A 21,549-nucleotide genomic window follows, 5' to 3' on the forward strand; every position below is an offset into this window, starting at 1 on the left:
GATTAAGACTGCTGGTCTTCCTGCGCTTTATACTTTTCTGCCGTTTCTTTGATCAGCTGCTGCAGTTCGCCGCGCTGATACATTTCGATAATGATATCGCAACCGCCGACCAGCTCACCGTCTACCCACAGCTGCGGGAACGTCGGCCAGTTGGCGTATTTTGGCAGCTCGGCGCGGATGTCCGGGTTCTGCAGAATGTCCACGTAAGCGAAACGCTCGCCGCAGGCGGACAGCGCTTGCACAGCCTGTGCGGAGAAGCCGCAGCTCGGCAGCTTTGGCGAACCTTTCATGTACAGCAGAATCGGGTTTTCAGCGATCTGGTGCTGAATTTTTTCAAGTGTCGTCGTCATTTATTGCTTCCTCAAGCCACATTTCATGGCTACAACATGCATCACGCGGGCTATTGTAGCGGCTGGAACAGTCGCAAGAAAACGCCATCTTTTGCAAGGATATTCGCCCGCCGCCGATCGCGTTTCACCGGCCACGTCATTCCGGTCAAAACATACGTTGAGAATAACATTTTTAATCCGACCATTTCACTAATATATTGCGCGGCGCTGACGGCGCGGATTAATTATATTCATAGCCCCCGCCGGCGCTTTTTCATACACCAACGGGCTGATTTTGAACCAAAAAAAATGTCATTAACGTTTTCTCACAATATGGATTATTATTTATGAGTTCTTCGCTGTTTTATATGGCGAAATTCGGGAATACTGTAACTCTTTCGATATCCGTTTCGGGGCCAAGGTTGGTGACGTCGACATGCGTTTAATTCTTACGCTCTTTGCGCTGCTGTTTACGCAGCTCTTCTTCAATTTGGCGCACGCTGCGCCACAGGCGCGTGTTGCCGCCGAGCAGCGTAAAAGCCATGCTAATGAAGCGCGGCCCGATGACCGCAGAAAAAAGAAAGCGGACAAAACCGCTAAAAAAGCCAAAGTGACGGCCCCCGCGAAAAAAACCAAGACCGCCAAGGCGAAAAGCGAGAAAAGCGCGAAAAAGATCGCCAGCGCCAAACCCAAGGCCAAAGCGCAGAAAACCGCCAAGATTAAAGTCACCCCGCCGAAAAAGGGCTACAAAAAAGGCTACGGCCGCCACCGCGAAGCCGGTATGGCCACCGCCAAGCTGGCGCGTGATGAAAAACCGTTGAAACTCAGCCCGGCGCACAAAAAACGCTATCAGCATGCCAAGCAGACCGCGATGGCCAAGCTGATGGGCCAGATGGGCAAACCTTACCGCTGGGGCGGCAGCTCGCCGCGCACCGGTTTCGACTGCAGCGGCCTTATCTATTACGCCTATAAAGACGTGGTAAAAATCAAGATGCCGCGCACCGCCAACGAGATGTACCACCTGCGCGACGCGGCGCCGATCAAGAAAAGCGAACTGGAAAGTGGCGATCTGGTGTTCTTCCGCATCAACAACCGCGGCGTGGCGGATCATGTCGGCGTTTATCTCGGCAACGGCAAATTCATCCAGTCGCCGCGCACCGGCGAAGAGATCCGTATCAGCCAGCTCGACAACGACTATTGGCAAAACCACTACATCGGCGCGCGCCGCGTAGTAACGCCGAAAACCATTCGTTAATTCCCTGCTCTGCGCGGTTGCGGCCCCGGTCGCAACCGCCTGCTCAAGCTATCACCCATCACACCGCCTCACGCGCATTTCTCGCTTTTCTTCCTGTTTTTTATGATGAAAATTGTTAAGATTGAAAGACCACAATAAAAAACGGCCCATTCGGCTCCCGCTCCGGCGGAAAAAGAGTGGCGCTGTAAAGGAGGAAGCAATGTCGTTTGAATTACCTGCATTACCGTATGAGAAAAACGCGCTCGAGCCGCACATCTCCGCCGAGACCCTGGAATACCACTACGGCAAACACCACAACACCTACGTGGTTAACCTGAACAACCTGGTGAAAGGCAGCGAGTTCGAGGGCAAATCGCTCGAAGAGATCATCAAGACCTCAAACGGCGGCGTCTTCAACAACGCCGCGCAGGTGTGGAACCACACCTTCTACTGGCACTGCCTGTCGCCACAGGGCGGCGGTGAACCGCAGGGCGAACTGGCGGCGGCGATCGTCAAATCCTTCGGCTCTTTCGCTGCGTTCAAAGAGCAGTTTACCGATGCCGCAGTGAAAAACTTCGGCGCCGGTTGGACCTGGCTGGTGAAAAAACCGGACGGCGCGCTGGCGATCGTCAACACCTCCAACGCGGCCACCCCGCTGACCGGTGAAGACAAACCGCTGCTGACCGTTGACGTGTGGGAACACGCGTATTACATCGATTACCGCAATGCGCGTCCAAAATACCTGGAAAACTTCTGGGCGTTGGTCAACTGGACCTTCGCAGCGGAAAACCTGGCGTAAGCGCAGGTTCTGAGGTGATGAGGCGCAGCCAGGCTGCGCCTTTTTTATAACCGGGGGTAAATCAGTTCAACGCGGCAACGAAGCTGAAAGCGATAATGACCGCCAACGCGCAGACGGTGGTGAACAGCGACATCTTCAATTCGGTATCCATGACAACTCCTTTAAAATGGGCTTTCCTAAGGATAAAAGGCGCACAATTAGTACGTCAAATCATTTTCCCACAGTTCGCCGATAAAATCTTGTTATCATTTCCCGGTTTATAATCTCGATTACCTCTTCCACTTTTGTTCAATATGCGACAAAATTCGCAGTTCACAACTGCGTACCGGCATCCATGCCCCTCCTGATTAAGCGCTGAAGACTTCAACACACTAAAAACTCAGTTTTCGCTTCTCTGGAGAAGGATCTACGTAGGCAAACGATTAACATCACACTTACATGCTGTAAACATGTGAGTTCAGGAGTCATTCCTTACATGGCAACGATTAAAGATGTGGCCAAACGCGCGGGCGTTTCCACCACCACCGTTTCGCACGTCATCAATAAGACTCGTTTCGTCGCCGAAGAGACCAAAGCGGCCGTGTGGGCCGCCATCAAAGAGCTGCACTACTCGCCGAGCGCCGTGGCGCGCAGCCTGAAAGTCAATCACACCAAGTCGATCGGCCTGCTGGCCACCTCGAGCGAAGCGCCCTACTTTGCCGAAGTGATCGAGGCGGTGGAAAACAGCTGCTACAGCAAAGGCTACACCCTGATCCTGTGCAACTCGCACAACAATCTGGACAAGCAGCGCGCCTACCTGGCGATGCTGGCGCAAAAGCGCGTCGACGGCCTGCTGGTCATGTGCTCCGAGTACCCGGATCAGCTGCTGGGCATGCTGGAAGATTACCGCAACATCCCGATGGTGGTAATGGACTGGGGCGCCGCGCGCGGCGACTTCACCGACACCATCATCGATAACGCGTTCGAAGGCGGCTATCTGGCCGGCCGTTACCTGATCGAGCGCGGCCACCGCGATATCGGCGCCATTCCGGGCCAGCTGTCGCGCAACACCGGCGGCGGCCGTCACCAGGGCTTTATGAAGGCGCTGCAGGAAGCGCATATCGACATTCGCGAAGAGTGGATCGTCCAGGGTGACTTCGAGCCGGAGTCCGGCTACAAGGCGATGCACCAAATCCTGTCGCAAAAACAGCGGCCGACCGCGGTATTCTGCGGCGGCGACATCATGGCGATGGGCGCCATCTGCGCGGCCGACGAGCTGGGGCTGCGGGTGCCGCAGGATATTTCCGTGATCGGCTATGACAACGTGCGCAACGCTCGCTACTTCACCCCGGCGCTGACCACCATTCACCAGCCGAAAGAGCGTCTGGGCGAAATGGCTTTCACCATGCTGCTGGATCGCATTATCAGTAAACGCGAAGAGTCGCAGGTGATCGAAGTGCATCCGAAGCTGATCGAACGCCGCTCGGTCGCCGACGGCCCGTTCATCGACTACCGCCGCTAATCCCCCGCGCCGGAAGCCTGCGCGGCTTCCGGTTCCACCTCGCTCAGCCACTCCTGATTCAGCGTCTCCCCATCGCCCAGATACGCCAGCAGCCAGCTCATCGCCGGTGACGGTTTATCCTGCTGCCAGGTCAGGCAGCAAGGGCTGGCGGGAAACGGCTGCTGCAGCTGCAACGCGGTCAGCTCACCGCGCTGCACCCGCGGCAGCGCCCGATGCGCCGGCATCATGCCGACGCACAGCCCGGCGCACAGACAGTCGAGCGCCGAAGTCCAGTCCGGCACCACCAGCCGCCGCTGGTTATCCAGCGTCCAGGTGACGCGCTTGGGCAGATTGCGCGAGGTGTCCTCCAGGCAAAGCGAAGGGTACGGCCGCAGCTGATCGTCATTCAGCGGCCCCGTCAACTGCGCGAGAGGATGTTGCGGGCTCACCACGCACAGCCAGTTCATATAACCCATGTCGCGGAAGGCGAAGCCGCCGCCGACCGGCACCGCGCGCGTGGCGCCGATCGCCATGTCCGCCCTGCCGTCCACCAAGGCATCCCACACGCCGTTGAACACTTCGGGTTGCAGCATCAATTCGACGTCGGGGAAATGACGGTAGAAATCCAGCACCAGTTGGCGGCTGCGCTGCGGTTTGACGATGATGTCGACCGCGATATTCAGCTGGCCGCGCCATCCGTTGGCCACCTGCTGACAGTGGCGGCGGGTGTCGAGCATTTTTTTGATAACAACTCGCGCATCTTTGATAAACAGCGCACCGGCGGGCGTCAACTCCACATCGCGATGACGCCGCTCAAACAGCGGCACCGCCAGCCATTGCTCCAGCTGCCGTACGGTATAGCTGACCGCCGACGGCACCCGGTGCAGCTCCTGCGCCGCCGCGCTGAAACTGCCGGTGCGCGCCACCGCATCGACCACTTCAAGAGAATATTCAGACCACATCGCCTTGCCTTCAATTTTTTTAACAGCACTTTGCAAATATTACCGTTTCACAAGCAGAGATCCAGCCGGATACACTGGCCGGCGCTAAAAACCTGCGACATTAAAATATTAACGAGAAATACCATGCGAAATTCCTTTGGCTTTATGTTCTACCTCGCCGGCCTGAGCATGCTGGGTTATCTGGCGACCGATATGTATCTGCCCGCCTTCGGCGCCATGCGGGAGGAACTGCAAATTTCCGCCGGCGCGGTGAGCGCCAGCCTGAGCATCTTCCTGGCCGGCTTCGCCTTTGCGCAGCTGCTGTGGGGGCCGCTCTCCGACCGTCTGGGCCGCAAACCGGTATTATTGATCGGGCTGACGCTGTTCGCCCTCGGCTGCCTGGGCATGCTGTGGGTGGAAAACGCCGTGCAGCTCTGGATCCTGCGCTTTATTCAGGCCGTCGGCGTCTGCGCCGCCGCCGCCATCTGGCAAGCGCTGGTGGTTGACCGTTACCGCGAAGGCCAGGCCAACCGCGTGTTCGCCACCATTATGCCGCTGGTAGCGCTGTCGCCGGCGCTGGCGCCGCTGCTCGGCGCCTGGTTGCTGAACCACGCCAGCTGGCGCGCGATCTTCGCCGCGCTGTTGGCCATCACCGCGCTGCTGCTGCTGCCGACGCTGCTGCTCAAAGAGCGCGCCAAAACGCAACCCAGCGCCGATGCGCCAAAAAACAGCGTCAGCTTCTGGCAACTGTTGAGATCCCCGGTGTTCAGCGGCAACGTCGCCATGTACGCCGCCTGCTCGGCCGGCTTCTTCGCCTGGCTGACCGGCTCGCCGTTCATCCTCGGTGACATGGGCTACAGCCCGAGCGATATCGGCCTGAGCTACGTGCCGCAAACGCTGGCCTTCCTGCTGGGTGGCTACGGCTGCCGCGCCGCGCTCAAGCGCATCAACGGCAAAACCCTGCTGCCGTGGCTGCTGGTAGCTTATGGTGTCAGCATGGTGGCGCTGTATCTGGTGGCCACCCTGACCGATCCGACGCTCACCACGCTGCTGATCCCATTCTGCGTGATGGCGCTGGTCAACGGCGCCGGCTATCCGATCATGGTGGCGAATGCGCTGATGCCGTTCCCGGAAAGCAGCGGCAAGGCCGCCGCGCTGCAAAATACGCTGCAGTTGGGGCTGTGCTTTGTGGCGAGCATGCTGGTGTCGGCATTTATTGCCCAGCCGCTGTTGGCGACGGTGACGGTGATGGTGTCTACGGTAATCCTGGCCGCGCTGGGGTATTTCCTGCAGCGTGGAAAAGCGGCCGATGCGCAGCAAAAGCCGCAGCGGGAACATGCTAACTCAGCGTCATAATTGCCAAGTTTAATAATCACTTAAAGAATATGCGTGCCGAGTGCGATTTACAGTTGAGTCAACGCCTCGGCACGCCTATACTCAAAAACAACCTTGTAAAGTAACACCTTATAATCTCTATATCTCAATTAGCGCTTGTGTACGCGCTTTGCGTCACACTCTTTTTTTAAGGATGCGTTTATCCCGCGCCGTTCGCGCCGGGTCGCTTCTTTAAATTTCCTCTGTTCATAGTCGGATATCAGACGCCGCGGGCCTATTTTCCGCCGGTAAACGTATGCACCCGCAGAAATTGTCTAAGCTGTTTCCTAACGGGTCATCAGTCAGAAGAAGGTGATGGAGAAGCTATGAGTTCATCGTGTATAGAAGATCTGAGCATCCAGGACAATCAGTGGTACCGTATCGCGCACGAAATGCTCGGCCTGGCCGGCATTGAAATCAACGGTTCGCGCCCCTTCGATATTCAGGTTAAAAACCCCGATTTCTTTAAACGCGTCTTGCAGCAAGGTTCGCTGGGCCTGGGCGAAAGCTATATGGACGGCTGGTGGGAATGCGAGCGGCTGGATATGTTCTTCCAGCGCGTGGTCAGCGCCGGGCTGGAGAAGAAACTCCCCCACCACCTGAAAGATACCCTGCGTATCGCCGCCGCGCGCCTGACCAATCTGCAATCGAAAAAGCGCGCCTGGATCGTCGGCAAAGAACATTACGATCTCGGCAACGATCTGTTTACCCTGATGCTCGATCCTTACATGCAATATTCCTGCGGCTACTGGAAAGACGCCACCACGCTGGAGGAGGCACAGGAAGCCAAGCTGCGGATGATCTGCGAGAAACTGCAGCTGCAACCGGGCATGCGCTTGCTGGACATCGGCTGCGGCTGGGGCGGCCTCTCCGCCTATGCGGCGAAAAATTACGGCGTATCGGTGGTCGGCGTGACCATCTCCGCAGAACAGCAGAAGCTGGCTCAGGCGCGCTGCGCCGGGCTGGATGTGCAGATCCTGCTGCAGGATTACCGCGATCTGCATCAGCAGTTCGATCGCATCGTCTCGGTCGGCATGTTCGAGCACGTCGGGCCGAAAAACTACCGCACCTATTTCAATGTGGTAGAACGCAATCTGGCGCCGCACGGTCTCTTCCTGCTGCACACTATCGGCTCCAACAAAACCGACATGAACGTCGATCCGTGGATCAACAAGTACATTTTCCCGAACGGCTGCCTGCCTTCAGTGAGCCATATCGCCGAAGCCAGCGAAGGCCATTTCGTGATGGAAGACTGGCACAACATCGGCGCCGACTACGATCGCACGCTGATGGCCTGGTTCGAGCGCTTCAAACAGGCGTGGCCGCAGCTTGCACCGCGCTATTCCGAACGCTTCGAGCGGATGTTCAGCTATTACCTGAACGCCTGCGCCGGCGCGTTCCGGGCGCGCGATCTGCAGCTGTGGCAGGTGGTGTTCAGCCCGAAAGGCGTTGAAGGCGGCATCCGCGTCGCCCGCTAAGCGCTTGCCCGACAAAAAAGGCCCCGGCAGCAATATCGCCGGGGCCTTTTTTTGCTCGTTCGACGCGTACGGCTTAGCCGCAGTAGACGCGGATGATTTTATCGTCGCTGTCGCCAAGGAAGTTCAGGCGGCGCAGGTTGAAATCCATGGTGACGGCAGAGTTGTACGGAATGGCGCGCACCTTGGCGTCGATCCGCACGCCTTCCAGCGAGGTCATCGGTTTGCCGACGAAGTTTTGATACTGCGAAGCGCCGCAGGTATCATCCGCATCGGCCATTTGCGCGCTCGCGCCCTGCTCAGGCGAACTGCTGCAGGCGCTCAGCGCCAGCAACGCGGTTAACAACAACGTTTTCCCATAAAACTTCACGCGTTTCTCCTCTCTGCTTATGATTCGATTCCGGCGGCAACGCCCGAATCGCTGTCAGTCTTTGTGCGCCGGCGCCATCGCCGCCGCCAGCGCCGCTTCCCGATTGGCCAGCACGCGCTCGACGGTGTCCACCACCGCCTGCGTTTGCGGATCGATCTCGATGTTCACCTTGTCACCCAGGCGTTTCTTACCCAGCGTGGTGCGATCCAGCGTTTCCGGGATCAGGTGCACGCAGAAACGGTTATTCACCACTTCGCCGATGGTCAGGCTAATGCCGTCGATGCCGATGAAGCCTTTGTGCAGCACATATTTCATCAATTCGGCATTCGGCATGCGCAGCCATACCTGCCGGTTATTTTCCGAGGTATAAATCTTGGCCACTTCCGCCGTGCAGATAATATGGCCGGACATCAAATGGCCGCCAATTTCGTCATTGAACTTCGCCGCGCGCTCGATATTGACGATGTCGCCCAGCGCCAGATCGCCGAGGTTGGTCAGGCGCAGCGTTTCCTTAATCAAATCGAAGCTGACGCGGTTGCCTTCCACCGCGGTGACGGTCAGGCAGCAGCCGTTATGGGCCACCGACGCGCCCAGCTCCAGCCCCGGCAGCAGCTCGGCAGGCATTTCGATCACGTGGGTGCGGAAATTGGGTTTCTCATCAATGGCGACCAGCGGCGCGGTGCCTTGTACGATACCGGTGAACATATGTGCCTCTTTTACTAAATAGGTTAAAACGCTATCGGCAGTTTGCCCCAGTTGGCGCTGAAAACCAAATCCGCGACGGCAAAAAACGAATGGCTGCGCATTTAATAACTATTTATCTGCGGCGTTTGCTTAACGACGCCGAGCAGGTACAATCTTTTTGACAAAATTCCGCTATTTTAATTGTTGTCCTCTCGCGGCAGCCCTCCCTCCCACATATATAAATAGAAAAGGTGTATGCGTGCAGAAGTACTTAATTGAAGCGCGTAGTTTATTGGCTCTCGCTATCCCGGTCATCATCGCGCAAATATCGCAAACCGCCATGGGCGTGGTGGATACCATCATGGCCGGCGCTTACAGCGCCACCGACATGGCGGCGGTTGCGGTCGGCACTTCAATCTGGCTGCCGGCCATCCTGTTCGGCCACGGCCTGCTGCTGGCGCTGACCCCGGTTATCGCCCAGCTCAACGGCGCCGGGCGTCGCGATCGCATCGCTCACCAGGTGCGCCAGGGTTTTTGGCTGGCTTCCGGCGTGTCCGTGCTGCTGATCGTCGTGCTGTATAACTGCAAGTTCGTCATCGACATGATGCACAACATCGATCCGCAGCTGGCGGATAAAGCCGTCGGTTATCTGCACGCCATCATGTGGGGGGCGCCGGGTTACCTGTTCTTCCAGGTGATGCGCAACCAGTGCGAGGGGCTGTCCAAAACCAAGCCCGGCATGGTGATCGGCTTCCTCGGCCTGCTGGTGAATATCCCGATCAACTACATCTTCATCTACGGCAAATTCGGCATGCCGGAGCTGGGCGGCGTCGGCTGCGGCGTCGCCACCGGCAGCGTCTACTGGATCATGTTCCTGATGATGCGCGGCTACGTGAAGCGCGCGCCGTCGCAGCGCGACATCAAACGCCAAACCGGCGATCTCGGCGGCCCGGACTGGGCGGCGCTGAAACGCCTGATCGGCATCGGCATGCCGGTGGCGCTGGCGCTGTTCTTCGAAGTCACTCTGTTCGCCGTGGTGGCGCTGCTGGTGTCGCCACTGGGGATCGTCGCGGTCGCCGGCCACCAGATCGCGCTTAACTTCAGCGCGCTGATGTTCGTACTGCCGCTGTCGCTGGGCGTCGGCGCCACCATCCGCGTCGGTTATCGTCTGGGGGAAGGCTCGGTCGAAGGCGCGCGCGTCGCCGCCTACTCCGCCATCGGCGTCGGCATCACCATGGCCGTCTGCACCGCGCTGTTTACCGCCGCCTTCCGCGAACCGATCGCCCTACTGTACAACGACAGCCCGGCGGTGGTGGCGATGGCCTCGCAGCTGATGCTGCTGGCGGCGCTGTACCAGATCTCGGATTCTGTCCAGGTGATCGGCAGCGGCGTGCTGCGTGGTTATAAAGATACCCGCGCGATCTTCTTCATCACCTTCATTGCTTATTGGGTGTTGGGCCTGCCGAGCGGCTATCTGCTGGCGTTAACCGACGCGGTGGTGCCGGCGATGGGGCCGAGCGGTTTCTGGATCGGCTTTATCATCGGCCTGACCTTCGCCGCCATCATGATGGCGCTGCGCATGCGCTGGCTGCAGAAACAGCCGACCACCGTCATCCTGCAGCGATCCACGCGCTGAATCCGCAGCCCGGCCGGTTTCATCCCCGGCCGGGCTGCGGTTTGCGGAAAAAAACGCCGGACTGCGCACAACCTCAGCAATCGCGTGAAATACCAAATAAAATTGCGCTTTTCCCCTTGCCAGCACGCGGGTAGCTCGTTAATATTCGTCCCCGCTGTCAGCCATGACAGGCAGGAAAAGATGCGTCCGTAGCTCAGTTGGTTAGAGCACCACCTTGACATGGTGGGGGTCGGTGGTTCGAGTCCACTCGGACGCACCAAATTCCTGAAGCAGTACAGTGCGTCCGTAGCTCAGTTGGTTAGAGCACCACCTTGACATGGTGGGGGTCGGTGGTTCGAGTCCACTCGGACGCACCAAATTTCAGAAGCAGCGCAGTGCGTCCGTAGCTCAGTTGGTTAGAGCACCACCTTGACATGGTGGGGGTCGGTGGTTCGAGTCCACTCGGACGCACCATATTGCTGATTCACCTCCCCCTGTCGCGTTATACTTCCCGTTATTTCGTCTCTGCCCGACCGCCTGCCCGTTATGTCGATCGCGCCGTGCTACCGTCATCAGGAACGCCACATGACCACTTTTACCGCCAAAACCGCCTTTTTACCGCTCGACAATGGCCTTGCCCGCCGTGAAGGCGTGATGAGCGACGGTTCGCCGGCGGCGGAAGTGCGTTTCGAAGCCGGCGCCTTCGGCCAGTTGCAAAAGCCCCCGCACGCGCTGCAAACCCGAGTGATATCCGGTGAATTCGAGTTCACTCTCGGCGGCGATACGCGAGTGGTGCGGGCCGGTGAGAGCCTGATATTGCCGGCCAACGTCGCCAGCGGCTGCTTCTGCCTGAGCGCCGGCGTGCTGCTGGAAATCCCCCTAACGCGGTAAGCCATATTTACAGAAAGGTTATTTGCGCAACAAACGGCCCACAACGCGTTGCATTTGCGCCACATTTGGCCCCGTTTTGCTATATCCGCCGCACCGCCGCGGTTTTTTATTTTGTTTCCCGCCGCTTAGCCTTTATAATGCGCAACGTCTATCAGTTGAATGGTTTCAGCCCTTGATCTGCGAAAACGCAATAACAACACGATGTGATCTTACCCCGTTGCGCAGCATCCCCGCGCCCCCGCGCGGGCTGAATTTTTCCGCCCCACTTCAACTGTCGTCACCTATCCTTAACTATGTTTTTCACCACCAGGCACGGCCCAAATTCCCTACCGGCGTAAACCGCGCCGGTCAAATTCGTTTTTTTATCCATCACAACTTGTAGAAAACTCCGCCATGAAAAAGACCAAAATTGTTTGTACCATCGGTCCAAAAACCGAATCGGAAGAAATGCTGACCAACCTGCTCAATGCGGGCATGAACGTGATGCGTCTCAACTTCTCTCACGGCGACTATGAAGAGCACGGCAACCGCATCAAGAACATGCGCGCCGTGATGGCGAAAACCGGCATCAACGCCGGCATCCTGCTGGATACCAAAGGCCCGGAAATTCGCACCATGAAACTGGAAGGCGGCAAAGACGCCTCGCTGGTCGCCGGCCAAACCTTCACTTTCACCACCGACCAGAGCGTGATCGGCAACAGCGAACGCGTGGCGGTCACCTACGCCGGCTTCGCCGCCGACCTGAAGATCGGCAATACCGTGCTGGTTGACGACGGCCTGATCGGCATGGAAGTCACCAACGTGACCGAGAACGAAGTCGTTTGTAAAGTGCTGAACAACGGCGACCTGGGCGAGAACAAGGGCGTCAACCTGCCGGGCGTATCCATCCAGCTGCCTGCGCTGGCCGAAAAAGACAAACGCGACCTGATCTTCGGCTGCGAGCAAGGCGTCGACTTCGTGGCGGCGTCCTTCATCCGCAAACGCTCAGACGTGCTGGAGATCCGCGAACACCTGAAAGCCCACGGCGGCGAGCAAATCCAGATCATCTCCAAGATCGAAAACCAGGAAGGCCTGAACAACTTCGACGAAATCCTCGAAGCGTCCGACGGCATCATGGTTGCCCGTGGCGACTTGGGCGTGGAGATCCCGGTCGAAGAAGTGATCTTCGCCCAGAAGATGATGATCGAGAAATGCAACCGCGCGCGTAAAGTGGTGATCACCGCCACCCAGATGCTCGATTCCATGATCAAGAACCCGCGCCCTACCCGCGCGGAAGCCGGCGACGTTGCCAACGCCATCCTGGACGGCACCGATGCCGTCATGCTGTCCGGCGAGAGCGCCAAGGGCAAATACCCGCTGGAAGCGGTCAACATCATGGCGACCATCTGCGAGCGTACCGATCGCGTGATGCCAAGCCGCATCGACGCCCTGAACGATCGCCGCAAGCTGCGCATCACCGAAGCGGTGTGCCGGGGTGCGGTTGAAACCGCCGAGAAACTGGACGCGCCGCTGATCGTGGTCGCCACCAGCGGCGGCAAGTCGGCGAAATCCGTGCGTAAATACTTCCCGAACGCGGTGATCCTGGCGCTGACCACCAATGAAACCACCGCGCACCAGCTGGTGCTGAGCAAGGGCGTCATCCCGCAGATGGTCAAGGAAATCGCCTCTACCGACGACTTCTACCGCATCGGTAAAGAAGCCGCCCTGGCCAGCGGCCTGGCACAGAAAGGCGACGTCGTGGTGATGGTTTCCGGCGCGCTGGTGCCGAGCGGCACCACCAACACTGCCTCGGTACACGTGCTGTAATATAAAACGTGACATAATTGCCTTGATCAAAACGCCGCTTTGCGGCGTTTTTTTTATCGGCAGTAAACTATTTTTCTCAAAACGCAACCGCGATCCGCTCATTATTTAGCTAATAAAGAATCGGAGTAGTCCCATGGAAGCCGGCTGTTTTCCCTCGTTTTTTTAACTAATTTGTAAAACCAGATGCAAGTTTGAGCGAACGATCAAAATAAAGCACCTCAACACTAAAAAATTATTCTCTTTCGAAAAAAGTTTGTGTAATACTTGTAACGCTACATGGAGATTAACTCAATCTAGAGGGTGTTATAATGAATCGTACTAAACTGGTACTGGGCGCGGTAATCCTGGGTTCCACTCTGCTGGCTGGCTGCTCTAGCAACGCTAAAATCGATCAACTGTCTTCTGACGTTCAGACTCTGAACGCTAAAGTTGATCAGCTGAGCAACGACGTGAACGCAATGCGTTCTGACGTTCAAGCTGCTAAAGACGACGCAGCACGCGCTAACCAGCGTCTGGACAACCAAGCTCACGCTTACAAAAAGTAAGATAGCTTTGGTTATTGAAAACGGCGCACATTGTGCGCCGTTTTTTTTTGCCTGTCCCTTGGACTGGTTTTTCCTGCACCGCAGGCAAAAAAAAGAGGCTCAGCACGCTGAACCCCTCTTCGACCACACAATCCTGCAAACTTAGTTCACGGAACTGATTGGCGCGGCCTTGAATGGGCTCTTATTCGCCTCAGGCGTCGCTGCAGGCGTCAAACTCACCGCCGACGGGCTCTCCCCTACGTTGACCAGCACCGGCATGCCAGAACGGCGTACAACCGCGCTATCGAACACGGCGCGATCGGTCTGAGCATCCGCAGCGAAGGCTTTCTCCGCTTTAGACAACGCAATCGGCATGGTCTGCGGATCGTCGCTTTCTACCCGCGACAGCGGCTGATGCACTTCCACATAGCGTTTGCCGTCCGGCTCAACCGAAATCTTCACCGGATCGTTGATCACCTGCACCCGCGTACCGCGCGGCACCTGATTGAACAGCGCTTCGATATCCGTCGGACGCAGACGAATGCAGCCGGAGCTGACGCGCATGCCGATACCGAAGTTGGCGTTGGTGCCGTGGATCAGGTATTCACCGCGCCCCATCGCCAGACGCAGGGCGAACAACCCCATCGGGTTCTCAGGGCCGGCCGGCACCACCGCTGGCAGCGTCACGCCCTGGGACTGATAGCGTTTACGGATATTGGCGGTTGGCGTCCAGGTCGGGTTAGGGATCTTCTGGCTGACGGAGGTCACCTCCAGCGGCGTGTGCATCCCGGTCTGGCCGATACCGATCGGATAGACGATCACTTTGTTCTCGCCTTTCGGGTAGTAGTAAAGGCGCAGCTCGGCCAGGTTGACGATGATCCCTTCACGCTTGGTGTCAGGCAGCAGCATTTGGGTCGGAATGGTCAGCACCGAACCCGGCTTAGGCAGGAACGGGTCAGTGCCAGGGTTGGCTTCCAGCATGCCCAGCAGGCCGATCTTGTAGTCGGCGGCGATCGCCTCCAGCGGACGGCCGTCGTTTGGCACGGTATAAGTGGTGTTTTCACCGATCAGACGGCTGTCCGGCGGCGGCAGCGGGTACTCGGTCGCACTGGCGGCCTGCGTGCCGGCCAATACGGTGGCGAAGACCATGCCCATTAAACTCAACGCACGTTTCATTATCATCCCTATATTTTTTTATGACGGTTCGCCCCCAAGGCTAACGAGCGCCTGGCGGTGGGTAAATCAGACAATACCTGATTAATACTAGCAACGCTGGTATCAAAGGCAATAAGTCCTCTAAAAATCAACACGTTATAACGTAATCGCCGCCGCTGATTGTCAACGAAACGTCAATAGGTAAGCTGCTGAAATATCACTGAATTGGGAGCATTGCCAGGAGGAAAACTGCGGATTGTAAAGACTCATTGACAAAGCGAAGGTATCAATGAGCCTTGAGGGTGCGGCCGTTATGGGTCAGGCCAGCTGCGCCGCTTTGCTGCGAATGGCGCGGATCATCGCCTCCAACCCCTGTGAACGCGAAGGCGTCAGATGTTGGCTGAGCGCCAACTCGCTGAAAAACGGCCGCACATCGAGATCGACGATCTGCTGTGGCGTCAATTGACGATAAAGAATAAACACCACCGCCAGCAGCCCTTTGACGATCGCCGCGTCGCTGTCGCCGTGAAACTCGACCTGCCCCTGCTCATCACGGCGCATCACGATCCATACCTGGCTCTGACAGCCGGAAATCAGGTTGCCGGCCTGCCGCTCGGCCTCGTCCAGCGGCGGCAATTTGGCGCCGAGTTCAATCACGTACAGGTATTTCTCCTCCCAGTTCAAACAGCGGGAGAAATTACGCACCAATTTATCTTTGTCCGGCAAATTCGCCATGGGGATCCTTTTGTACCGCCGGGGACGCGCCCCGGCCTAGCCTAATAGCTGATGAATGCGTTGCAGCCCGGCCACCAGCCGGTCCACCTCTTCGCGGGTATTATATAACGCCAGCGAAGCGCGGCACATGCTCGGCACCTGATAAAACGCCATCAGCGGCATCGCGCAGTGATGGCCGGTGCGAATGGCGATGCCGTACTGGTCGAGGAAGCTGCCGACATCATAGGCATGGTGCTCCCCCAGGTTGAAGGCGATCACCCCGGCGCGATGGGCCGGACCATAAACTTTCAGCGTCGGCAACTGCCTGAGCGCCTCCAGCGCATAGTGCATCAGCGACTGTTCATAATCGTGGATCGCATTCAGGCCCAGGGCTTCGACGTAATCGAACGCCGCCCCCAGCCCCATGATGCCGGCGGTGTTCGGCGAACCGGCCTCGAAGCGCCACGGCGGATCGGCGAAGGTGGTGCCCGCCGTCAGGCTGACCTGGCGGATCATCGAGCCGCCCCCTTCCCACGGCGGCATCTGCTGTAACAACGCCTGGCGGCCGTACAGCATGCCGATGCCGGAAGGGCCGTACAGCTTATGGCCGGAAAATACGTAAAAATCGCAGTCCAGCGCCTGAACATCGACGCGCTGGTGCATTACCGCCTGCGCGCCGTCCACCAGCACCGTCAGCTCCGGCGCCAGGGCTCTGGCGCGGGCGATGATGTCGCGCACCGGGTTGACGGTGCCCAGCACGTTGGAGACCTCGGTCAGCGCCAGCAGTTTGCAGGACGAGTCGACCAGCTCCGGCAGCAGCGCCAGATCCAGCGTACCGTCCGGCTGCAGCGGCCACACCCGCAGCTGCAGCCCGCGCTCCTGCGCCAGCATCTGCCACGGCACGATATTGGCGTGGTGCTCCATCTCGGTGATGAGAATCGCATCGCCCGGCTGCAGCAGGTGGCGGCCAAAGCTGTTGGCCACCAAATTGATGCCTTCGGTGGTACCCTTGACGAACACCATTTCTTCCGCCGAGGCGGCGTTGATAAAGCGCGCCGCCTGTTCCCGCACCGCTTCCATCTGCTGGGTCGCCTCGGCGCTCAGGGTATGAATGCCGCGATGCACCGCCGCATAACCGTGGCGGTAGAACTCCAGCTCGCGGTCGATCACCGCCTGCGGTTTCTGCGCGCTGGCGGCGCTGTCGAGATAGGCCAGCGGTTGGCCGTTCACCTCACGCGCCAGCAGCGGGAAATCGCCGCGCACGCGTTCAATCGGATAACTCATTCAGCCTCCCCCGGCAGGCGCTGGGCGATGCGCGCCAGCACCCGTTCCCGGATGGTGTCATTGGCGATGCCTTCGGTGAGCTCGGCGGCGAAGGCGAAAATGATCATCTGCTGCGCCGCGTGTTTGTCGATGCCGCGCGACTGCAGATAGAACAGCTGCTCTTCATCGATGCGCCCCACGGTGGCGCCGTGGCTGCATTTGACGTCGTCGGCGTAGATCTCCAGCTGCGGCTTGGTATCCACCTCCGCCACCTTGCCCAACAGCAGGTTATGGTTAGTCATCTGGCCGTCGGTTTTAATCGCGTGCTTGGCCACTTTGATCATGCCGTTGAACACCGCCTTGCCGCGATCGCTGACCACGGTTTTATGCAGCTGGCGGCTTTCGCAATAGCCCTTGTTGTGCTCCAGATAGGTGCGGGTATCGCAGATCTCTTTGCCCACCGGCAGCACCAGGCTGTTGATCACCAGGTTTGCGCCTTCGCCGTTCAGCTGCGCGCTGGTGTTGTGGCGTGTCAGACCGGCGCCCAGCAGGAAACTGTCGCTTTTCACCCGCGCGTCGCGGCCGATAACCAGATCGTTGTGGGCAAAGTGGTAGCTCGGCTGGCTTTCAAACGCCAGCTTGCAGTGCAACAGCCCGGCGTTGTCCGCCACGTTGGCGGTCAGGCGCGCGCCGGTGAAGTGCGCGGCCTCGCCCAGGCTGACGTAGTGTTCAATCACTTCCGCCTCGGCCCCGCGCCCGATCTCCAGATGGTGACGATGATGCACGGTGTTCACTTCCCCGGTGGCGCCGCGTCCGCTGCTGATGTGCAGCAGGTACAGCGGGCGGGCCGGGACCTTGCCGGCCGGCAAGCGAATCAGGCTGGTTTCCTGCGCCAGGCTTTCGGTCAGGTGCAGGAAAATTTCCGGCTGGATCGGCTCCGGCAGCGCCTGCGGCGTGCCGTAGGCGGTCAATTCGAACTGGTAGTCGCCCAAATCGCCATCGCTCAGCGCGGCGCTGTAGCGGCCGTCGATAAACACCAGCCGACAGGCATCGATGCCGAGCGCCAGCGCCTCAAGCTGATCAGCGCTCACCGGCGCGGGCTGCGGTTCGAGGAACTGCTGCTCCAGCAGGCTCTCCAGCGGCGTGTATTTCCAGTTTTCATGCTTGCGCGTTGGCCAGCCGAGGCGCAGCGCCTGCTGCCAGTGCGCCAGCGCATGCGGCGAACGCTCGCCGCCGCGGCCTTCGAACAGGCGATACAGCTGCTGCAGCGCGTTTGAATTACTGTTGGTCGGTAAGCCAGCCATAGCCCTGCTCCTCCAACTGTTTCACCAGCGAGAAATCGCCGGATTTGACGATGCGCCCCTGGGACAGCACGTGTACGTAATCCGGCTGGATGTAGTCCAGAATGCGCTGATAGTGGGTGACGATGATAAACGCGCGCTTGCCGTCCCGCAGCGAGTTGACGCCGTTGGCGACGATCTTCAGCGCGTCGATGTCCAGGCCCGAGTCGGTTTCATCGAGAATGCACAGATCCGGCTCCAGCGCCGCCATCTGCAGAATGTCGTTGCGCTTTTTCTCGCCGCCGGAGAAGCCGACGTTGACCGAACGGGTCAGCAGATCGGCCGGCATATCCAGCAGCGCGATTTTCTCTTCGATGAAATCGGCGAAGTCAAAGCGATCCAGCGGCTCCTGCTCACGGTATTTGCGCACCGCGTTGACCGACGTCTGCAGGAAGAAGTGGTTGCTGACGCCGGGGATCTCCACCGGGTACTGGAAGGCCAGGAACACGCCTTCGCCGGCGCGATCTTCCGGATCCAGCTCCAGCAGATCCTTGCCCTTGAAGGTGACTTCCCCTTCGGTCACTTCGTACTCTTCACGCCCGGCCAGCGTGGCGGACAGCGTGCTCTTGCCCGAGCCGTTCGGCCCCATGATGGCGTGCACTTCGCCCGGTTTGATCTCCAGATCCAATCCCTTGAGGATCTCGTTGCCTTCCACGCTGACTTTCAAATTCTTGATGCTTAACATGCTGTGTCCTCAGATAGCGCCGGCGGCGCTAAAAATGCGGCGATTAACCCACGCTGTGTTCCAGGCTGATGGCCAGAAGTTTCTGCGCCTCGACGGCGAACTCTAGCGGCAGCTCGGAGAAAACGTCCTTGCAGAAGCCGTTGACGATCATCGAAATGGCGTCATCCTCGCTGATGCCGCGCTGCAGGCAGTAGAACAGCTGGTCGTCGCCGATCTTCGAGGTGGTGGCTTCGTGCTCCAGCTGAGCGCTGTTGTTGCGCGCTTCAACGTAAGGGAACGTGTGGGCGCCGCTGTCCGGCCCGATCAGCATCGAGTCGCACTGGGTAAAGTTACGGGCGTTTTCCGCCCCCGGCAGGATTTTCACCAGGCCGCGATAGGTGTTCTCGCTGTGGCCAGCGGAGATGCCTTTGGCGATGATGGTCGACTTGGTGTTTTTGCCGATGTGGATCATCTTGGTGCCGGTATCGGCCTGCTGATGGCCGCTGGTCAGCGCCACCGAGAAGAATTCGCCGATCGAATTGTCGCCCTGCAAAATCACGCTCGGGTATTTCCAGGTGATGGCCGAGCCGGTTTCCGACTGGGTCCAGGACATTTTCGAGCCGGCGCCTTCGCACAGCGCGCGCTTGGTGACGAAGTTGAGGATACCGCCCTTGCTCTCGCCGCCGGAGAACCAGTTCTGCACCGTCGAGTATTTCACTTCGGCGTCTTTATGCAGGATCACTTCCACCACCGCCGCGTGCAGCTGATAGCTGTCGCGCACCGGGGCGGAACAGCCCTCGATATAGCTGACGTAGCTACCTTCGTCGGCGATCAGGATGGTGCGCTCGAACTGGCCGGTTTTGGCGGCGTTGATGCGGAAGTAGGTCGACAGTTCCATCGGGCAGCGTACGCCCTTCGGCACATAAACGAAGGTGCCGTCGGAAGCCACCGCGGCGTTCAGCGCGGCGAAGAAGTTATCGTTGGACGGCACCACGCGCCCCAGGTACTGACGCACCAGATCCGGGTATTCCTGGATCGCTTCGCCGAACGAGCAGAAAATCACCCCGCTCTCCGCCAGTTTTTCACGGTAAGTGGTAGCGACAGAGACCGAGTCGAAGATGGCGTCCACCGCCACCTCGCTGCCCTCGCGCACCGGCACGCCGAGCTGGTTGAACGCCAGCTCCACTTCACTGGTCAGGTAATCTTTTTCCGTCGCCGCGCCCGGTTGCTGCTCGGCGCCGGGTTGCGAACCGCAGGCGTCGTCGCAGCTGCCGCAGGACGGCGCCGAATAGTAACTGTAGTCCTGGTAGTTCAGGCGATCGTAATTGGCCTTCAACCAGTGCGGCTCTTCCATCTGCAGCCAGGCGCGGTAGGCCTCGAGGCGGAATTCCAGCATCCACTCGGGTTCGTTACGCTTGGCCGAGATGGCGCGCACCACCTCTTCGTTGATGCCTTTGGCCAACTCATCGGTTGCCAGCTGGGTGAAGAAACCTTCTTTGTAGCGACCTTCGCTGACCCAAGCCTGCACTTCATTAGGCATTTCTACATTGCTTCGTGTCATGTTGATTGCATCGCTCAAACGCCAAAGCTCTCGCCGCACCCGCAGGCATGCTGAGCTTTAGGGTTGTTAAATTTGAATATCTGATTCAGCCCTTCGCGGACGTAATCTACCGTGGTGCCATCGATGAACGGCATGGCCTTCAGCGGCACATAGAGTTTGGCGCCGTCGCGCTCAAACAGCAGATCGTCATCGGCGGGTTCGCGGGTCAGATCCAGCACATAGGCAAAGCCGGCGCAGCCGGATTGTTTCACCCCTAGCTGCAGCCCTTTCACCTGCGGATCCTGCTGCATCAGTTTGGTTATTTGTCGTACGGCGCTGTCGCTGAGCGAAATGCCTTGCCAGACATTTTCATCCAGAGAAAAAGTGCCGACATTTTCCGTTTGCATAGGGTCTACCTCACACTCGTGTTTGGCCACAGCCAATCTGGGTTGCTTATATGTTAGTGATAACGATTATCACTTCAACCGTTTGTTTTGCGGGGGTATCCGCCGCGAGCGCGGTTTTTCGCTGCGGCGCGCGGCAAGCCAACGGGACACCCGTGGCGGCTTGCGGCGTCTGGCGGCAAGGCGTGCATGCTATCCCTATGAATTTGTTCTCTATCCTGCATCACCGTACCGCACTCCCCGGTGGCCCGTCAGCGTTACAGCGCCGCGGGGCGTTGCCGTTCTAAACATTCATAGAAAATACCTATTTCTGCATTCTGTCTGTCGTAAATGTGCGTTTATCGGCATTTCGTGGCGCGGCGCAAGCGCGCACCCTCAGGTTAAAGTTTAGTCGCTCAGGATTAAATTGGGTCGTCGACGGCCTTTTACACCCCCGCGCGATGAAAAAACGCCGCGCCGGGGATTGATCGGCAACGCGGCAGTTTATATGATAATGATTATCATTCAATTGTAATTTGAGCGCGAAGCCAATGACTCTTTCGATCAACGCATGGTTGCTGGGCAAGATTGATGACTACAAATTCAGCGTGCGCGACGCCACGGTGGACTTTTACATGGCCGAAGCGGCGCTGCGGCGCCCGGAATGCAATATCGACCACCTGAAGCGGTATAACAGCGTCAGCCTCACCATGGCCAATCTGTGTCTGGAGAACGGCGACGACGACAGCTACCTGCATGCGCTCAGCAAGCTGCACAACCGGCTGATCGTCGAGATCAACAACCCACAGCGCTGCCAGCTTTTTCGGGTGCAAAGCTACCACTTCGCTCGCCACACGCTGACGCTGATCTGCCAAAAATATGCAATGGAAGGCACCTGGGAGAAGGCAAACGCGTTTCAGAAGGACTTCGTCAAACGCGTGCCGTTTCAGCTGTAAGGCGCAAGGCTC

The 21,549-nt window shown here is 58.5% G+C and carries 22 protein-coding genes and 3 tRNA genes; 13 read left to right on the forward strand and 12 right to left on the reverse strand.

Annotated elements, in window-relative coordinates; translation table 11 throughout:
• Positions 1 to 2 precede the first annotated feature (2 nt).
• A complete protein-coding gene (locus ACSBQQ_RS07250) occupies positions 3 to 350 on the reverse strand; it encodes a Grx4 family monothiol glutaredoxin (RefSeq protein ID WP_004931329.1) in 348 nt (115 codons plus the stop codon).
• Positions 351 to 765: 415 nt separating this feature from the next.
• On the opposite strand from ACSBQQ_RS07250, the gene ACSBQQ_RS07255 reads away from it, so the two are divergent.
• Positions 766 to 1,584, forward strand: a complete 819-nt coding sequence (locus tag ACSBQQ_RS07255) for a C40 family peptidase (protein ID WP_033638376.1) — start codon at positions 766 to 768, stop codon at positions 1,582 to 1,584.
• Positions 1,585 to 1,783: 199 nt separating this feature from the next.
• Positions 1,784 to 2,362 (forward strand): superoxide dismutase [Fe], encoded by a 579-nt coding sequence (gene sodB, locus ACSBQQ_RS07260; protein ID WP_004931333.1) that lies wholly within the window; start codon positions 1,784 to 1,786, stop codon positions 2,360 to 2,362.
• A 61-nt stretch (positions 2,363 to 2,423) separates the two neighbouring features.
• Here the strand turns inward: sodB and ACSBQQ_RS07265 are convergent, their stop codons facing one another.
• A complete protein-coding gene (locus tag ACSBQQ_RS07265) occupies positions 2,424 to 2,513 on the reverse strand; it encodes a YnhF family membrane protein (RefSeq protein ID WP_019455989.1) in 90 nt (29 codons plus the stop codon).
• A gap of 324 nt (positions 2,514 to 2,837) precedes the next feature.
• Here ACSBQQ_RS07265 and purR point away from each other — a divergent pair, with 324 nt between their 5' ends.
• The gene (gene purR / locus ACSBQQ_RS07270; protein ID WP_033638375.1) at positions 2,838 to 3,863 is read left to right on the forward strand and encodes an HTH-type transcriptional repressor PurR; all 1,026 of its coding nucleotides are present in this window, start codon (positions 2,838 to 2,840) and stop codon (positions 3,861 to 3,863) included.
• Here the strand turns inward: purR and punR are convergent.
• Entirely contained in the window at positions 3,860 to 4,804 is a 945-nt protein-coding gene (gene punR, locus ACSBQQ_RS07275) for a DNA-binding transcriptional activator PunR (protein ID WP_047567756.1), read from the reverse strand. The genes purR and punR overlap by 4 nt on opposite strands.
• Positions 4,805 to 4,927: 123 nt before the next feature.
• On the opposite strand from punR, the gene punC reads away from it, so the two are divergent.
• Together punC and cfa are read left to right on the forward strand one after the other, a co-directional pair.
• Positions 4,928 to 6,139: a purine nucleoside transporter PunC gene (punC, locus tag ACSBQQ_RS07280; protein ID WP_060428189.1), complete on the forward strand. Its 1,212-nt coding sequence runs from the start codon at positions 4,928 to 4,930 to the stop codon at positions 6,137 to 6,139.
• Positions 6,140 to 6,483: 344 nt separating this feature from the next.
• Positions 6,484 to 7,635 carry a cyclopropane fatty acyl phospholipid synthase gene (cfa, locus tag ACSBQQ_RS07285; RefSeq protein WP_033638372.1) on the forward strand — a complete coding sequence of 384 codons (1,152 nt, stop codon included), beginning with the start codon at positions 6,484 to 6,486 and terminating at the stop codon, positions 7,633 to 7,635.
• Between the two features lie 73 nt (positions 7,636 to 7,708).
• Here the strand turns inward: cfa and ACSBQQ_RS07290 are convergent, their stop codons facing one another.
• Both ACSBQQ_RS07290 and ACSBQQ_RS07295 read right to left on the reverse strand, forming a co-directional pair.
• A complete protein-coding gene (locus ACSBQQ_RS07290) occupies positions 7,709 to 8,002 on the reverse strand; it encodes an I78 family peptidase inhibitor (RefSeq protein ID WP_033648175.1) in 294 nt (97 codons plus the stop codon).
• A gap of 54 nt (positions 8,003 to 8,056) precedes the next feature.
• A complete protein-coding gene (locus ACSBQQ_RS07295; RefSeq protein WP_033638371.1) occupies positions 8,057 to 8,707 on the reverse strand; it encodes a riboflavin synthase in 651 nt (216 codons plus the stop codon).
• 238 nt (positions 8,708 to 8,945) lie between these two features.
• On the opposite strand from ACSBQQ_RS07295, the gene ACSBQQ_RS07300 reads away from it, so the two are divergent.
• The 7 genes from ACSBQQ_RS07300 to ACSBQQ_RS07330 all read left to right on the forward strand — a co-directional run bounded on the left by ACSBQQ_RS07300 (position 8,946) and on the right by ACSBQQ_RS07330 (position 13,543).
• Positions 8,946 to 10,322 carry an MATE family efflux transporter gene (locus ACSBQQ_RS07300; RefSeq protein WP_033638369.1) on the forward strand — a complete coding sequence of 459 codons (1,377 nt, stop codon included), beginning with the start codon at positions 8,946 to 8,948 and terminating at the stop codon, positions 10,320 to 10,322.
• 182 nt (positions 10,323 to 10,504) lie between these two features.
• Positions 10,505 to 10,581, forward strand: a tRNA-Val gene (locus ACSBQQ_RS07305).
• Between the two features lie 20 nt (positions 10,582 to 10,601).
• Positions 10,602 to 10,678: transfer RNA gene (locus ACSBQQ_RS07310), tRNA-Val, on the forward strand.
• Positions 10,679 to 10,698: 20 nt separating this feature from the next.
• Positions 10,699 to 10,775 (forward strand) — tRNA-Val (locus ACSBQQ_RS07315).
• A 111-nt stretch (positions 10,776 to 10,886) separates the two neighbouring features.
• The gene (locus tag ACSBQQ_RS07320; protein ID WP_049196154.1) at positions 10,887 to 11,192 is read left to right on the forward strand and encodes a cupin; all 306 of its coding nucleotides are present in this window, start codon (positions 10,887 to 10,889) and stop codon (positions 11,190 to 11,192) included.
• Between the two features lie 393 nt (positions 11,193 to 11,585).
• A complete protein-coding gene (pykF, locus tag ACSBQQ_RS07325; RefSeq protein ID WP_033638367.1) occupies positions 11,586 to 12,998 on the forward strand; it encodes a pyruvate kinase PykF in 1,413 nt (470 codons plus the stop codon).
• Between the two features lie 308 nt (positions 12,999 to 13,306).
• Complete coding sequence (locus ACSBQQ_RS07330) at positions 13,307 to 13,543, forward strand: major outer membrane lipoprotein (RefSeq protein ID WP_004931354.1); 237 nt, start codon at positions 13,307 to 13,309, stop codon at positions 13,541 to 13,543.
• Positions 13,544 to 13,684: 141 nt separating this feature from the next.
• Here ACSBQQ_RS07330 and ACSBQQ_RS07335 read toward each other — a convergent pair whose 3' ends face one another.
• The 7 genes from ACSBQQ_RS07335 to sufA form a co-directional block, all read right to left on the reverse strand.
• Complete coding sequence (locus ACSBQQ_RS07335) at positions 13,685 to 14,698, reverse strand: L,D-transpeptidase family protein (RefSeq protein ID WP_033638364.1); 1,014 nt, start codon at positions 14,696 to 14,698, stop codon at positions 13,685 to 13,687.
• A 297-nt stretch (positions 14,699 to 14,995) separates the two neighbouring features.
• Positions 14,996 to 15,412 carry a cysteine desulfuration protein SufE gene (sufE, locus tag ACSBQQ_RS07340; RefSeq protein ID WP_033646295.1) on the reverse strand — a complete coding sequence of 139 codons (417 nt, stop codon included), beginning with the start codon at positions 15,410 to 15,412 and terminating at the stop codon, positions 14,996 to 14,998.
• A 36-nt stretch (positions 15,413 to 15,448) separates the two neighbouring features.
• The gene (sufS, locus tag ACSBQQ_RS07345; protein WP_060418489.1) at positions 15,449 to 16,675 is read right to left on the reverse strand and encodes a cysteine desulfurase SufS; all 1,227 of its coding nucleotides are present in this window, start codon (positions 16,673 to 16,675) and stop codon (positions 15,449 to 15,451) included.
• On the reverse strand, positions 16,672 to 17,958 hold the full coding sequence (sufD, locus tag ACSBQQ_RS07350; RefSeq protein ID WP_060428191.1) for a Fe-S cluster assembly protein SufD: 1,287 nt from the start codon (positions 17,956 to 17,958) through the stop codon (positions 16,672 to 16,674). The genes sufS and sufD overlap by 4 nt, the downstream gene beginning before the upstream one ends.
• Complete coding sequence (gene sufC / locus ACSBQQ_RS07355; protein WP_016927936.1) at positions 17,933 to 18,679, reverse strand: Fe-S cluster assembly ATPase SufC; 747 nt, start codon at positions 18,677 to 18,679, stop codon at positions 17,933 to 17,935. Before sufC ends, sufD begins: the two co-directional genes overlap by 26 nt.
• A 43-nt stretch (positions 18,680 to 18,722) precedes the next feature.
• The gene (sufB, locus tag ACSBQQ_RS07360) at positions 18,723 to 20,219 is read right to left on the reverse strand and encodes a Fe-S cluster assembly protein SufB (protein ID WP_033638360.1); all 1,497 of its coding nucleotides are present in this window, start codon (positions 20,217 to 20,219) and stop codon (positions 18,723 to 18,725) included.
• A 14-nt stretch (positions 20,220 to 20,233) separates the two neighbouring features.
• Positions 20,234 to 20,605 carry a Fe-S cluster assembly scaffold SufA gene (gene sufA, locus ACSBQQ_RS07365; protein ID WP_004931368.1) on the reverse strand — a complete coding sequence of 124 codons (372 nt, stop codon included), beginning with the start codon at positions 20,603 to 20,605 and terminating at the stop codon, positions 20,234 to 20,236.
• Positions 20,606 to 21,132: 527 nt separating this feature from the next.
• Between sufA and ACSBQQ_RS07370 the strand changes: the two genes are divergently transcribed.
• Positions 21,133 to 21,537 carry a hypothetical protein gene (locus ACSBQQ_RS07370; RefSeq protein ID WP_004931369.1) on the forward strand — a complete coding sequence of 135 codons (405 nt, stop codon included), beginning with the start codon at positions 21,133 to 21,135 and terminating at the stop codon, positions 21,535 to 21,537.
• Positions 21,538 to 21,549: the final 12 nt, after the last annotated feature.

Origin of the sequence: Serratia sp. G204Y (assembly GCF_051172435.1) — a bacterium.
Taxonomy (GTDB): Bacteria; Pseudomonadota; Gammaproteobacteria; order Enterobacterales; family Enterobacteriaceae; genus Serratia; species Serratia sarumanii.

Excerpts from the sequence above, each read along its gene's own strand:
- sufB (WP_033638360.1), bottom strand. The coding sequence starts at position 20,219 with ATGACACGAAGCAATGTAGAAATGCCTAATGAAGTGCAGGCTTGGGTC.
- sufC (WP_016927936.1), bottom strand. The coding sequence starts at position 18,679 with ATGTTAAGCATCAAGAATTTGAAAGTCAGCGTGGAAGGCAACGAGATC.
- purR (WP_033638375.1), top strand. The coding sequence starts at position 2,838 with ATGGCAACGATTAAAGATGTGGCCAAACGCGCGGGCGTTTCCACCACC.
- sufS (WP_060418489.1), bottom strand. The coding sequence starts at position 16,675 with ATGAGTTATCCGATTGAACGCGTGCGCGGCGATTTCCCGCTGCTGGCG.
- punR (WP_047567756.1), bottom strand. The coding sequence starts at position 4,804 with ATGTGGTCTGAATATTCTCTTGAAGTGGTCGATGCGGTGGCGCGCACC.
- ACSBQQ_RS07335 (WP_033638364.1), bottom strand. The coding sequence starts at position 14,698 with ATGAAACGTGCGTTGAGTTTAATGGGCATGGTCTTCGCCACCGTATTG.
- ACSBQQ_RS07370 (WP_004931369.1), top strand. The coding sequence starts at position 21,133 with ATGACTCTTTCGATCAACGCATGGTTGCTGGGCAAGATTGATGACTAC.
- ACSBQQ_RS07265 (WP_019455989.1), bottom strand. The coding sequence starts at position 2,513 with ATGGATACCGAATTGAAGATGTCGCTGTTCACCACCGTCTGCGCGTTG.
- punC (WP_060428189.1), top strand. The coding sequence starts at position 4,928 with ATGCGAAATTCCTTTGGCTTTATGTTCTACCTCGCCGGCCTGAGCATG.
- ACSBQQ_RS07255 (WP_033638376.1), top strand. The coding sequence starts at position 766 with ATGCGTTTAATTCTTACGCTCTTTGCGCTGCTGTTTACGCAGCTCTTC.
- ACSBQQ_RS07250 (WP_004931329.1), bottom strand. The coding sequence starts at position 350 with ATGACGACGACACTTGAAAAAATTCAGCACCAGATCGCTGAAAACCCG.
- pykF (WP_033638367.1), top strand. The coding sequence starts at position 11,586 with ATGAAAAAGACCAAAATTGTTTGTACCATCGGTCCAAAAACCGAATCG.
- ACSBQQ_RS07295 (WP_033638371.1), bottom strand. The coding sequence starts at position 8,707 with ATGTTCACCGGTATCGTACAAGGCACCGCGCCGCTGGTCGCCATTGAT.
- sodB (WP_004931333.1), top strand. The coding sequence starts at position 1,784 with ATGTCGTTTGAATTACCTGCATTACCGTATGAGAAAAACGCGCTCGAG.
- sufD (WP_060428191.1), bottom strand. The coding sequence starts at position 17,958 with ATGGCTGGCTTACCGACCAACAGTAATTCAAACGCGCTGCAGCAGCTG.
- cfa (WP_033638372.1), top strand. The coding sequence starts at position 6,484 with ATGAGTTCATCGTGTATAGAAGATCTGAGCATCCAGGACAATCAGTGG.
- ACSBQQ_RS07330 (WP_004931354.1), top strand. The coding sequence starts at position 13,307 with ATGAATCGTACTAAACTGGTACTGGGCGCGGTAATCCTGGGTTCCACT.
- sufA (WP_004931368.1), bottom strand. The coding sequence starts at position 20,605 with ATGCAAACGGAAAATGTCGGCACTTTTTCTCTGGATGAAAATGTCTGG.
- ACSBQQ_RS07320 (WP_049196154.1), top strand. The coding sequence starts at position 10,887 with ATGACCACTTTTACCGCCAAAACCGCCTTTTTACCGCTCGACAATGGC.
- sufE (WP_033646295.1), bottom strand. The coding sequence starts at position 15,412 with ATGGCGAATTTGCCGGACAAAGATAAATTGGTGCGTAATTTCTCCCGC.